Here is a 12404-nt window from a genome sequence, read left to right on the forward strand (position 1 = left end):
TTACCTGTGATAATATTTTACATAAAAACATTATTGTAGGTAAGGATACATGGGTATAGTAAGCACTTAATAAAATGAAAAGCCTGATAAATAAGCATCACTTTCTGAGTACGCTTTTCATATTTACAATAATGTGGCTGGTATCAAAGATTCCACTACAATCTGAAATTTTAAATCCCGCCAAAGCCGCCTTTGCAGATTTTGAACTCACTGATATAGTCTTTTCAAAGCTACGGTCCGACAAGCCGAATGCGGATACTAATATTGTAATTGTGAATATTGGTAAATTAGACCGGGCAGGTATTGCAGCACAAATTACTACCCTCAATAAATTTAAACCGAAAATAATCGGGATTGATGCAGCCTTTCGCCGGCCAAAAGATCCGGAGGGAGACAGCGCTTTAGCAAAAGCATTTTCTGAAGTGGATAACCTGGTTTTGGTAAGTGGATTTGGTTCTCATCTACCCGATAAACAAACTAAGCAATTTGATACACTGGAAACATCCCATGCCATGTTCAACCAGCATGCGGTAACCGGATTTGCCAATATTATTATAGCTGAAAATGATGTATATAAGCCTGTCCGGAGTTTTAGCCCGAAGGAAATAGTGTACAACCGGACGGAATTCGCCTTTCCTGTTAAAATGGCTCAAATCTATAATCCGGAAGTAACTGAGCGTTTTTTGAAACGCAATAATGAGGTTGAGTTTATTAATTATAAGGGAAACATAACCAATGGCGCTTTTTATGCTTTGGATGTAGAAGATCTTTTTGACCCTGATATTGATCTGAGTTTTGTTAGTGGAAAAATTGTATTGATGGGCTTTATGGGGGAAAGTTTCTCCTCCCGTACGCTGGAAGACAAACTATATACCCCTCTGAACGAAATTTACATTGGCAAGGCTCATCCGGATATGTATGGCGTAGTTGTCCATGCCAATAGTATATCTATGATTTTGCGGGAAGAATACGTTGATGTAGCACCCGGACTTGTTGAGATCAGTGTTGCTGTGATTCTTTGTTTTTTGAATGTAGTACTATTTAGCTATCTCATGAAAATATCTGGTGATTGGTACGACAGCCTCACCATTTTGATTCAGCTGATTGAAACCTGCCTAATCATGTTTATTGTAGGTTTCCTATTTGATGTATTCACGGTAAAAATTAATTTAGGAGTGGCTTTGGCAGCAGTTTTGCTTTCCAGTAATGGACTGGAATTGTATCAGAATATTGTATTAAAAATTTACCAGAAGAGAAAAACGCTTAGAATTATTAAACTTAAAAAACAGGCTACATGAGAAAATTTATATTTATTTTTTTGCTTGCTATATTCGGTAACTATATAGTTCAGGCACAAACCACCCAGGAATATGTATTTAAAGTTCTGGCTAGTAGCGGGAATAATACCATAGGAAAAGAATCAGCTGCTGCAAAACCGCTAAAGACCGGCCAGAAAATTACGAAAGATGATAAAATCACCCTGGCTCCCAATAGTTTTCTGGGATTGGTACATAAAAGCGGAAGAACACTGGAACTGAAAACACCCGGTACCTATGCAGCGAATGATTTATCTGCCAAAATGGGGGCTTCCCAGGCAAGTTTTAATCAGAAATATGTAGATTTTGTGATTGGTGAAATGACTAAAGTTGAAAAAGAAGATGCCAACAAAAACCGCCACCAGAACATGGGCGTAGAGGGAAAAGTAGAAAGAGGAGAATACGATATTACCTTGTTTGTTGATAAAACTACCGATGCTCTGGTGATGGATACACAGCCACTTATTAAATGGCATGCACTTCCTGATACGAAACAGTATAAAGTGGTAATGGTAGATATGTTTGATGAGGTATTATTTTCAGCTACTACTGCCGATACATCCATAATAGTAGATTTAAATCAGGCCAATCTGAAAAACCAAACAGCTTATTTGCTGATAGTAAGTTCCGTAGAAAAGCCCAAATCAAGCTCTGATAAATACAGCCTTAAAAAACTGGATGCCAAAAGTGCTACCACGGTACACAAAAAACTGGCTGATATTACCAGCGGAACGGAAGAAACTTCTTTAAGTAAAATTATTCAGGCTTCACTATTGGAAGAAAACAAATTATACCTGGATGCCCTGAAAGCATATGAGCAAGCCATTGCTTTACAGCCTCAGGTGAAAGATTACCAGGTGGCCTATCAGCATTTTTTACAACGGCATAATTTAGGTAAATAATCATTTCCCCTTCTAAACAAAAGGCCTGTGTAGAGATACACAGGCCTTTTGTTTTTTTTATACCAGACTATTTTATTTTTTTGCAGGCTTGGCAGCAGGTTTTTCAGCTTTTGTGGCTTCTGCTTTACTGTCTGACTTACGTTTACGGCTGTTTCCAAAAGAACCATTGGAAAGTTTGCCTTTTTTTGATTTAATATCTCCCTTGCCCATAGATTTTAGTTAAAAATGTGTGCTAAAGTAATGGCTTAATCATGAATTGTCAAGTATTAACGCATAGATTTTGGTTTATTTATTCTGCATTAACCTTATTCAACCGGCTATTGCGGTAACTATAGGTAAAATAAATGACAAGCCCTATACCAAGGCAGGTCAGAAACCAGAGCCAGTTACTAATGCCTAACTCCGTCATCAGGTATAAATTAACAAGCAGTCCAAGCACCGGTATCAACGATAAGTTTCTTGTAAAGGAAAGATACGTCATCACCAGGCAAACAATTATAAAACCGATGAGCAGAATTTTGTGCTCCAGTGCCGTCCAGAAACCCTGGCTGGTATCAAGTGTAAAGAAATTAGAAACTGATTGAGGGTCGTTTGCGAGCAGCAGCCCCAAAATACCTATCAGTAAAACAGGCAGAATCCATTTGGCATTGTAATAAGGCACCCGGAACCTCCCCCGTGGCGTATTATTAGCATCCATCACCAGTACGCCTCCGCTTACAATTACAAATGCAAACAAAGTACCTATACTGGTCAGGTCGGTAACCACTGTTAAATTCATGAACAGGGCCGGAATGGCTACCACCAGGCCCGTAATAATGGTTGCAAAGGAAGGTGTTTTGAAGCGGGGGTGTATTCTGGAAAAAGCGGCAGGTAATAGGCCATCCCGGCTCATGCTCATCCAGATCCGGGGCTGCCCCAGTTGAAATACCAGCAATACACTCGATAAAGCGACTACTGCACTCACTGATATAATACCAGCCATGATATTCAAATCGAGTTTGTCGAAAACATATGCCAATGGGTCGCCAACTGCCAGTTCAGTATATGATACCATTCCTGTTAACACGAGGGTAATCAGAATATATAAAACCGTACATATCAGCAAAGTATACAGCATGGCCTTCGGCAAATCCCGTTGTGGGTTTTTACACTCCTCTGCCGTTGTAGAGATGGCATCAAAACCAATATAAGCAAAGAATACCGCTGAAACGCCCTTCAATACCCCAGAAACGCCATTAGGAGCAAACGGGCTCCAGTTATCCGGATTCACATAAAAAGCCCCTACGATGATTACCATAATAATCACCAGCACCTTTAATAGCACCAGAATATTACTCGCCGTTTTAGATTCCTGGATGCCTATGTATACAAGGGTTGTAATAATGGCAGTGATGCCCAAAGCTGGCAGATCTGCTACTAACTTCAATCCACCTCCTATGCTTGGTGCTTGGGTCCAGGCTTCATAGGCAAGTTGCTGGGCAGGCGTAGCCTGCTCTAATTGTCCGCCTGCACTCAAAAGTTCCATTACTGTATCATAGCCCTTGGAAGCTGTCAGAAAGTCCATCGTTAGGTAAGAGGGTATATTTAAGCCGATACCAGCCATCATACCTGTAAAATAATCCGACCAGGAGATAGCTACAGCAATGTTGCCTATGGCATATTCCATCAGCAGCACACAACCCATGATCCAGGCAACAATTTCCCCAAATGAAGCATAGGCATAGGTATAGGCGCTTCCGCTGATGGGAATAGTAGAGGCAAATTCTGCATAACACATGGCTGAAAACACGCAGGCAATAGCTGTAAAAATAAAAAGCAACGATACAGCAGGACCACCGGCAGCACTCGCATTACCGATTGTGCTAAAAATACCCGCACCAATAATCGCCGCAATCCCCATAGAGGTAAGGTCACGTAAGTTCAGGTTTCTGACCAGTTCACCGGAGGAATTCTCTTCCTGGTGTTTTACTTCTGCCAGAATTTGTGGGACAGACTTTGTCCTGAAAAGGGTGGAAAATTTCACGTAGCCGGTTTTTAGAACAGTAAAAATAAAGATTCTTCCTTAACTTCAAAGAGCCTGGTACTTTTCTGGGCATAAAATTACAGGGCGTTGTGGAACTATTCTTTTTTGGTTACCTTTAAACCTGCTAGTAACAGATCTGTATCTATTTTTGTTAATTCTTATGAAATATTTCCTTTTTATCCTTGTAGCTGCTTTCCTGTTTTCTGCTGATATTTCCTTAGCCCAAAGCAGCCAGGCTTATTCTGGTAGCAGCGCTTCTGCTTTTGCTCCCAAAGAAGGTAAATCCACCAAGAAAAGCCGGGTAAAACGCAGTAAAAAAACATACAAAGCTGCAGCTGGTCGGAATAAAGCCGGATTATTCGCTAAGAAGAAAAAATCTGATTGCGATTGCCCTGGCAGTCCTAAAGCGAAAAGAAAAAAGAGAAGATAAACTAGGTCTCTCAGAATTTATACCTGACTTGCACTTTAACTTCAGATTTGTGGGGCTGATTGATTTCCTCCAGGCCAGAGCTAATGGTTTTTTCATCTCGCAATGATGTACGGGCATACCGCAGCCAAAGGTCAAGTTTTTTATTTACCTGATATTGCAACAATACATAATTACGGGTACCTCTGTCGAAATAAGCCGGAATCGAAAACGCATATAAGACATCCTTCTCGTAGACATATTGCCGGTTATCGTAATTATCAGTCTCAAACAAAGCAAAACGGGTGCTTACCTTCAATTTACCTACATCCACAGTTATGTCCTGAATAATAGCATATCCGAATGTTGGGGCATTGCTTTGCCTGTAACTGCTGCCTTGTACCCTCGATTTTAAGGAAATAAACTTCGCTGCCGGATAATCTATATTAAACACATAATTACGTTTGATAGCTGGAACTGGAAAATCAATGGGTGTGGTATTATCGGCTTGGTTAAGTTCTTTCATTTCTTCCCGGTACTGGGCATACAACAAAATGGTTTTAGTGGGCTTATATGTGATACGGCCCATATATTCATATCCCTGAGAAGGGGCATCTACCCGGAATTTGAGCCAGGGAAAACTAAACCGGTCGTAATAGGCGCTTAGCAGTAGTTTTTTATGCGGTATGTATTTGATGCCCCAATACATACCTTTCTCATTGATATTTCGTGTATTCTCCCCAAAAGCATTGCCATACAATGAGTGAAAATTCCTGGCATAATTGCGATACACCATAGCCAGTTCTACTTTGGTGGTTAAACTTCCAATCAGCCCGGAAATAAACCCTATCCCTCCACTTTGAGAACGGGCCGCTTCGCCAAATAAATTAAAATTCTGCCACAGATAGCTATAGTGAATGCCAATATTTAAATTATTTCTGCCATTGAATTCAAACTGATTATAGGAAGTAGGTTTCCTCAAAAGCGGAACGCTGTACTGGGTAACTACCATAGTGCCTCCAACCTGCAGATTCTTCTCGGCAAGGTTATATACCACATTTCCTCCCAATACCTGTTCACCCAGATTTCCTTTGGCGCTTATTTCTTTGGGTGTTCTATGAAAACCACTCACCTGCAGGGATTGGGTATATTCGTCTGACTCAATAAGTGTATCACTACCGGTTATTACGTTTCCATCCCGGCTGGTACGTGAATAAAAGCCGGTTATATCGAATTTACCAGCTGAATAGGTTGCCGCAGCACCCCTGAAAAACCCAGATTCCAGTACAGAAGTATAAGGCCGTATACCCAGCTGATTGCGGCGCACAGTAGTTATCGTTTCAGCACCTTTCCCTACAGCAAATCCGGCAGATAGTAATAATCCCTGCCCTACCCCAATCTGATAATCGCCCAGCAGAATATTTTTCCACCGGCCTTTGTTTTGCAATTGAGCGTGAATGGAATAAAAATCCATGCCGTACCGCTTAGTTGATGGTTGCCAGATGAGTTGTTCACCAGCATCTTTTTCTACTGTAAAGCCAAAACTAAAATCCTGAATATGGCTCACCCGGTAGCGGACATATACTTGTTGTGGCGGTCCTGCATAACGCTGGCTTATCTCCCCGCTCGAACTGGTATCAGCAGGTGAATAGCCTTTTTTCTGTTCTAATACCTGGCTGTATCTAAGCAACAGATAATGGTTTGGTTCGGAAGCGATCCGTTTCCATAGGGAACGGCTGTCTGAATTTAACCCCAAATCATTTACATCTACAAAAGGCAATAGTTTATAAATAGTGGGTAGATCAAAGCCAGGAATTGCCTGCAACTCGTAAATGGATAATAATTTACCTGCTGTTTTCCGATAAGCAAAAAAATGATTGAGCTGCTCTTCAGATAAAACATAGGTGGCTGCCAGCTCATCCCTGGTTGCCGTATTCAGATTCAGCGGATGAGTATACAGTTGAAACAGTGATTCATATACATCTTCGTAATTAATATCTTCATCTTGCTGCCCGAAAATATCCTGGATGAAGTTCTCAATATCAATTTCTTTCCTCGGATAATCCTGACCCACTGCCTGTAGTGAAACAATCACAAATAGGCATACAAATATGCCTTTCAACCAGGGAGAATATGTAAAACAGAAATTATACACGTTTTTTCTCGAACCGGAAACCTATGGAGAGGTGGTGGGACATTCCTAAGACCGGATGGCTGCGTACAGAATAATCGAATTGAAGGCGCTTGGGGCTAAAACCAATTCCAAAATAGTTAATGAAAGGCTTGCTGCTCATACCAGTCCGCAGATACAAATTTTTAACAATCTGATATTCAATACCTGCTTTTACTACAGCCGGAAAATCTACGTCTTTCTCTGTTTCTACACTCAGTAATAGCTTATCAAAAGCTTTGTAGGAAATACCAGCTTTCATTACCGTAGGAATACGTTCATCCTGGTAATCAGCAAGTTTGGCCTGATTGAAATTATAGACATGTGCGCCAAAAAATAATTGAGAGGTAATTTCTGCAATGCCGCCAAATTCCAGAGCAACAGCGCCTTTAGATCCCAGATTATCTACGTGCACTTGTACATAATTTAACTTTGCGCCCAGCATCACCCGGCTCACCTTATGACTATAGGCTACTCCAACCAGATGCTCACTATATAAGTCATCGCCAAATCGGTGGATGCTCAATCCAACATTCCCATAACTGGAAGGATATACGACTCCGGTTGCCATACTCTGCATTCCTGGTAAACCATACCGGTTATCATACGATGCCAGCAAATGCACTTGAGTGACGCCGCTGATACCTGCCGGATTATTAAATAATGACCAGCTATCTGACAGGGTTACACTTGCATTTCCCAGTCCCCAGGCTCTGGCACCTGCCGGATTAGGATCGCCACTGGCAAACACAGCATGTACAGCCAACAGAAACCAAAGAGGCAAGCACCATTTTTTCATAGCTAAAATTAGCCAGCAACCGGCATTGGCTTTCAGCTAAATCAAGGCAAAACCACTTGTGTAATAAACTGTTATAATTTGACAGGGGATATGGCGTTTGAGGCAATCAGGTGAATGATTTGTTAGAAATTTTGGAAAGATAAAATATGGAAACATGAAGTGTAAACCCCCAAGTGGCTTATCCGTAAACACCTATATATAAAACTCTTAAAATCATGACTATCCTAAAAGTAATGTTTGCTGTAGCTATTGGCACTTATGTGGCTTATGAATTAACCATCCGAAACAGAAAAACTTTGTCTTCAGGCCATACGAAAAATAACCTGTCTTCAACCTATCAAAGAACGCCCTTAAACCTTGAATAGCCAGGTAGCATATTTTTAGTAACAAGCTTTTCAAATTTTTATTTTTCCTGAGAAAAGTACAGGCAGAAATGGTATATTTAAGCAAGCTCAAACCATTTCTGTAAACCTGTGCATAACATCTACCCTCTGCAGCTCAACGGGGCATTTATTTCTCTATTTCTTTTCCTTAGTATATTTTTGTCGGCCTGCCAGACATCTGTAAAAGAAAACTCCAGGAATACTTCTATCACCCTGGCGGTGGTAAATGCCCGGATATGGACCGGAAATCCATCAAAGCCCTGGGCAGAATCTATTGCCGTGAGTGCAGATAGTATTATAATGGTGGGAAGTGATGCAGAAGTAAAACCTATGCTCAGCACAACTACTCAGGTGATTGATGCAAAAGGACAGATGCTCACCCCTGGCTTTATCGATTCGCATGTGCATTTTGTAGAGGGCGGCTTCAACCTGGCTTCGGTACAATTGCGGGATGCCAGAACACCGCAGGAATTTATTACCCGTATTGCCGACTTTGCGAAAACAGCCGAACCGGGCACCTGGATCACCGGCGGCGACTGGGATCATACCTACTGGGGTGGAATCTTACCGGAAGCTGCCTGGATAGATTCCATTTCGAATGGTCATCCGATATGGTTACAACGGCTGGATGGACACATGGCACTGGCCAATACAGCAGCTATGCAGGCAGCAAAAATTTCTGCGGCTACCAAAGATATAGCTGGCGGCAATATGGTGCGAAAGAACGGCAAGCCTACCGGTATTTTTAAAGACAATGCTATGTCCTTGTTTGATGGAGTGGTGGCTGAGCCTTCCGTTTCTTTTAAAGACAAAGCCTTAGAAGCAGCTATGGAATATGTAGCTGCCAGAGGAGTAACCGCTGTACACCATATGGGAAGCTGGGATAACATAGCTACCTTCAAACGCGCACATCAGGCTGGCAAGCTCAATACTAGAATTTATGCAGCCGTACCGTTATCTTCCTGGCAACAATTGCGTGATACAGTACTTAAACAGGGCCGGGGAGATGAATGGCTGAAGATCGGAGGATTAAAAGGTTTTGCCGACGGTTCTCTGGGTTCACATACGGCCGCTCTGCTTGAGCCTTTCACCGACCTTCCTTCAGATACCGGCCTTCTGGTAACACCACCAAATGAGTTGTATCAATGGGTATCCGGTGCAGACAAGGCTGGTTTACATATAATGGTACATGCCATTGGTGACAGGGCGATCCGGCAGCAGCTGGATATCTTTGAAAAAGTAACGAAAGAAAATGGTGACCGTGACAGACGATTCCGTATAGAGCATTCCCAGCATATTGCCCCGGCAGATATTAAACGTTATGGCCAGTTACAGGTAATTGCCAGTATGCAACCCTATCATACCATAGATGATGGGCGCTGGGCAGAAAAACTGATTGGCCCTGAACGGATTAGAACTACCTATCCTTTCCGGGATTTACTCGATACCAAAGCCAGAATTGCTTTTGGAAGCGACTGGTTTGTTGCCCCTCCTACCCCACTGGAAGGAATATATGCTGCAGTAACCCGCCGCACTTTAGACGATAAGAATCCTGCCGGATGGGTGCCTGAACAAAAAATAAGTGTGGAAGAAGCCTTGCATGCCTATACTACCAGTGCTGCATTTGCAGGTTATGCAGAAAAACAAACCGGAAACCTGGAAGCTGGCAAACTGGCTGACTTTGTCCTTATCGACCGTGATCTAACCCGAATTCCTCCGGAACAGATACGGGAAGCTAAAATAATGCTGACAGTAGTGGGAGGAAAAGTGGTGTTTGATGCAGGAAAAATCACAACGCCTGCAGATGCTAATGAATAAAAGCTCAAATACTATCAGTAAACGGTCTCATTTCCGGATTCTTCCTTTGCATTATGACCGAAAATCCTAAATTTGAATCGAAACATAATCTGGCTTGATTTGTTTTGTTGCTGACCATCTACATAATTCTCCTAGCTCATGGATAAAATACTGCTGATTATACAACGTGAATACCTGGTACGTGTCAAGAAAAAGTCCTTTATCATTATGACTTTTCTGGGGCCTTTGCTCATAGGAGGGATATGGGGGGTATCGATCTGGCTATCGGTAAAGGATGATGAAAACAGAGTGATTGAGGTAATAGATGAAAGTGGCTTATTTTCTAATGCCTACGACAGCAAAGGGAACCTGACTTTTATTCCGGCAGGCACATCCCTTGAGCAAGCCAAACAGGATGTACGGGATGAAAGATATTATGCCTTGTTGTATATTCCTAAAATTGACATTGAAAACCCGGAAGGAATAAAATTGTACTCTAAAAAAGGCCTTAGTATAAGTGTAGAAGGAGCTGTAGAAAATAAGCTTAAAAAAGAGATTGAAGACAAAAAGCTGATACGAGCCGGAATTGATAAACAGATACTTGAAAAAATAGATACTGATGTATCCGTAAGTACGCTCAACCTGAGTGAAGGCGAAGGAGAAGAAGGCAGTAGTGCCGGAGTATCGTATATTGTTGGATTTGCCAGTGCGTTCATTATTTATTTATCTATTTTTATTTATGGCGTACAGGTAATGAGAGGAGTGATTGAGGAAAAAACCAACCGGATTATCGAGGTGATCATCTCTTCTGTCAAACCTTTTCAATTGATGCTGGGAAAAATCATTGGTATTGCTTTCGTGGGGCTCACCCAATTTCTGCTATGGATTATATTTGGGTTTATTGTCAGTTCGCTGGTCTTTTCAATTTCTGGCGCAGATAAACTCGCCGAACAGCAGGCTCAAACTCAGCTGGAACAACAGATTCCCAATACCATGAATAAAGCTAAACTGAACAGTGAAATTCAGGCAGCCCTGTCTACCATCAACTTTCCGCTCATTTTCGCTACTTTTTTGTTCTATTTTCTGGGAGGATATCTAATATATAGTGCCTTATTTGCTGCCGTTGGTGCAGCCTCAGATAGTGACACGGACGCTCAGCAATTTATGATGCCCATAACAATCCCACTGATTTTATCTTTTGTGCTGGCACAGGGTATCATCCGCGACCCGGATGGCTCACTGGCTTTCTGGCTTTCCATGATTCCGCTTACCTCCCCTATTATTATGATGGTACGGATTCCTTTCCATCCGCCTGTGTGGCAGATATTGCTTTCTATGAGCTTGCTTCTGCTTGGCTTTCTGGGGATTGTATGGATAGCAGCCCGTATTTACCGGGTAGGTATCCTGATGTATGGCAAAAAGGTAACCTATAAAGAATTAGGCAGGTGGCTATTCTACAAGTCATAAAAGCAAAAGGAAGGTTGTAAGAAGCCTTCCTTTTGCTTTTATAAAATAAACATGAGCTGCATTTCCTTGCAGAGCTATATATCTGCTACAGAATTCTGATTTACTTTCTCTTCTTCCGATTCTTTTTCAGCAAAAAACCTCCGTTGCATAATCAGAATAACCGCTACTCCTACAAAAATAGAAGCATCTGCCACATTGAAAATAGGCCATAAAGAATAGAACTCTCCCCCTATTACCGGAATCCATTCTGGCAGAATTCCTTCCCACACATCCAGGTAGAACATATCTATTACCTGTCCATGAAACCAGGGAGTTGGTGAATCTGCCGGCGCATTATGCAGAAATACCCCATAAAACGTACTGTCTATTACATTGCCGATAGCACCTCCGAGTATTAATGCTGTACACCACAACAAACCTTCATGAACGCCTTTTTTAACCAGTATGCGCAGATATAAGGCAATTCCCACCATAGCTGCCAGGCGGAATAAACTTAATACCAGCTTTCCGTATTCAGAACCAATTTGCAGGCCGAATGCCATTCCTGGATTAAGTGTATAATGGAGTTTAAACCAATCACCGAAAATAGGTATCTGGCCAATAGAACCAAGTTCCATATTAAAATGAACCAGCATTTTTACTGTCTGGTCCAGCAAAATCACTCCTAAGCTTAGCAGATAATATTTATAATACTTCATTTATTAATATCAAATAGACCTCACTTTTCAAAAATAAGGATTAAATCTGTAGTATAAAAAAAACTTAATGTCAATACAAAATTATCTTTCCCTTAGCAAATGGCCGGACATTCTGGTAGAATACATAGTTTTCCGCAAAGCATAGAAACTTAACCTAGGTTTTTAAAGTTCTAAAATAGAGAATTATGTATATTTGTAACGTATTTAAGAATTTTTATGGCAACTATATTATTAACAATCGGTATTCTGGCCTTGTTTTTTATTGGCTTATCGGTAAGACTGATATTTTTAAAGGATGGCGAATTTAAAGGTACCTGTGCCTCACAGAGCCCTGAGCTTCTGGCAAAAGGGGTTGACTGTGCCTGTGGAAAAAAGGTTGGTGAATGCCAGACTATACCTGTAAAGCAGGTTGGGGTTCATTCCTAATACAGCTACAAGAGATG

At 41.5% G+C, this 12404-nt stretch carries 12 protein-coding genes; 7 read left to right on the forward strand and 5 right to left on the reverse strand.

Annotated features, from left to right (window positions below):
* The first annotated feature begins 131 nt into the window (after window positions 1-131).
* Window positions 132-1298, forward strand: coding sequence for a CHASE2 domain-containing protein (locus GXP67_RS09235; protein WP_162442878.1), 1167 nt, complete (start codon window positions 132-134; stop codon window positions 1296-1298).
* Window positions 1295-2218, forward strand: coding sequence for a FecR family protein (locus tag GXP67_RS09240; protein WP_162442879.1), 924 nt, complete (start codon window positions 1295-1297; stop codon window positions 2216-2218). The genes GXP67_RS09235 and GXP67_RS09240 overlap by 4 nt, the downstream gene beginning before the upstream one ends.
* 72 nt (window positions 2219-2290) lie before the next feature.
* Here the strand turns inward: GXP67_RS09240 and GXP67_RS09245 are convergent, their stop codons facing one another.
* Together GXP67_RS09245 and GXP67_RS09250 are read right to left on the reverse strand one after the other, a co-directional pair.
* Entirely contained in the window at window positions 2291-2428 is a 138-nt protein-coding gene (locus tag GXP67_RS09245; RefSeq protein ID WP_162442880.1) for a 30S ribosomal protein THX, read from the reverse strand.
* A gap of 79 nt (window positions 2429-2507) precedes the next feature.
* Entirely contained in the window at window positions 2508-4241 is a 1734-nt protein-coding gene (locus tag GXP67_RS09250; RefSeq protein ID WP_162442881.1) for an APC family permease, read from the reverse strand.
* A gap of 160 nt (window positions 4242-4401) precedes the next feature.
* Between GXP67_RS09250 and GXP67_RS09255 the strand changes: the two genes are divergently transcribed.
* Window positions 4402-4671: a hypothetical protein gene (locus tag GXP67_RS09255; protein ID WP_162442882.1), complete on the forward strand. Its 270-nt coding sequence runs from the start codon at window positions 4402-4404 to the stop codon at window positions 4669-4671.
* Window positions 4672-4681: 10 nt separating this feature from the next.
* On the opposite strand, the gene GXP67_RS09260 is transcribed toward GXP67_RS09255, so the two are convergent.
* Both GXP67_RS09260 and GXP67_RS09265 read right to left on the reverse strand, forming a co-directional pair.
* On the reverse strand, window positions 4682-6742 hold the full coding sequence (locus GXP67_RS09260) for a ComEA family DNA-binding protein (RefSeq protein WP_232065062.1): 2061 nt from the start codon (window positions 6740-6742) through the stop codon (window positions 4682-4684).
* A 52-nt stretch (window positions 6743-6794) separates the two neighbouring features.
* Complete coding sequence (locus tag GXP67_RS09265; RefSeq protein ID WP_162442884.1) at window positions 6795-7616, reverse strand: PorV/PorQ family protein; 822 nt, start codon at window positions 7614-7616, stop codon at window positions 6795-6797.
* 215 nt (window positions 7617-7831) lie between these two features.
* Here GXP67_RS09265 and GXP67_RS09270 point away from each other — a divergent pair, with 215 nt between their 5' ends.
* From GXP67_RS09270 to GXP67_RS09280, 3 genes are all read left to right on the forward strand, one after another.
* The gene (locus tag GXP67_RS09270; protein WP_162442885.1) at window positions 7832-7981 is read left to right on the forward strand and encodes a hypothetical protein; all 150 of its coding nucleotides are present in this window, start codon (window positions 7832-7834) and stop codon (window positions 7979-7981) included.
* Window positions 7982-8089: 108 nt separating this feature from the next.
* Complete coding sequence (locus GXP67_RS09275) at window positions 8090-9817, forward strand: amidohydrolase (RefSeq protein ID WP_197901661.1); 1728 nt, start codon at window positions 8090-8092, stop codon at window positions 9815-9817.
* A 138-nt stretch (window positions 9818-9955) separates the two neighbouring features.
* Window positions 9956-11263, forward strand: coding sequence for an ABC transporter permease (locus GXP67_RS09280; protein ID WP_162442886.1), 1308 nt, complete (start codon window positions 9956-9958; stop codon window positions 11261-11263).
* 74 nt (window positions 11264-11337) lie between these two features.
* Here the strand turns inward: GXP67_RS09280 and GXP67_RS09285 are convergent, their stop codons facing one another.
* On the reverse strand, window positions 11338-11961 hold the full coding sequence (locus GXP67_RS09285) for a lipoprotein signal peptidase (RefSeq protein ID WP_162442887.1): 624 nt from the start codon (window positions 11959-11961) through the stop codon (window positions 11338-11340).
* Window positions 11962-12177: 216 nt separating this feature from the next.
* On the opposite strand from GXP67_RS09285, the gene GXP67_RS09290 reads away from it, so the two are divergent.
* Complete coding sequence (locus GXP67_RS09290; RefSeq protein ID WP_162442888.1) at window positions 12178-12387, forward strand: hypothetical protein; 210 nt, start codon at window positions 12178-12180, stop codon at window positions 12385-12387.
* Window positions 12388-12404: the final 17 nt, after the last annotated feature.

This window comes from Rhodocytophaga rosea (assembly GCF_010119975.1).
Taxonomy (GTDB): Bacteria; Bacteroidota; Bacteroidia; order Cytophagales; family 172606-1; genus Rhodocytophaga; species Rhodocytophaga rosea.

Coding starts and splice junctions, on each gene's coding strand:
- GXP67_RS09235 (WP_162442878.1), top strand. CDS start 132: ATGTGGCTGGTATCAAAGATTCCACTACAATCTGAAATTTTAAATCCC.
- GXP67_RS09240 (WP_162442879.1), top strand. CDS start 1,295: ATGAGAAAATTTATATTTATTTTTTTGCTTGCTATATTCGGTAACTAT.
- GXP67_RS09245 (WP_162442880.1), bottom strand. CDS start 2,428: ATGGGCAAGGGAGATATTAAATCAAAAAAAGGCAAACTTTCCAATGGT.
- GXP67_RS09255 (WP_162442882.1), top strand. CDS start 4,402: ATGAAATATTTCCTTTTTATCCTTGTAGCTGCTTTCCTGTTTTCTGCT.
- GXP67_RS09265 (WP_162442884.1), bottom strand. CDS start 7,616: ATGAAAAAATGGTGCTTGCCTCTTTGGTTTCTGTTGGCTGTACATGCT.
- GXP67_RS09270 (WP_162442885.1), top strand. CDS start 7,832: ATGACTATCCTAAAAGTAATGTTTGCTGTAGCTATTGGCACTTATGTG.
- GXP67_RS09280 (WP_162442886.1), top strand. CDS start 9,956: ATGGATAAAATACTGCTGATTATACAACGTGAATACCTGGTACGTGTC.
- GXP67_RS09285 (WP_162442887.1), bottom strand. CDS start 11,961: ATGAAGTATTATAAATATTATCTGCTAAGCTTAGGAGTGATTTTGCTG.
- GXP67_RS09290 (WP_162442888.1), top strand. CDS start 12,178: ATGGCAACTATATTATTAACAATCGGTATTCTGGCCTTGTTTTTTATT.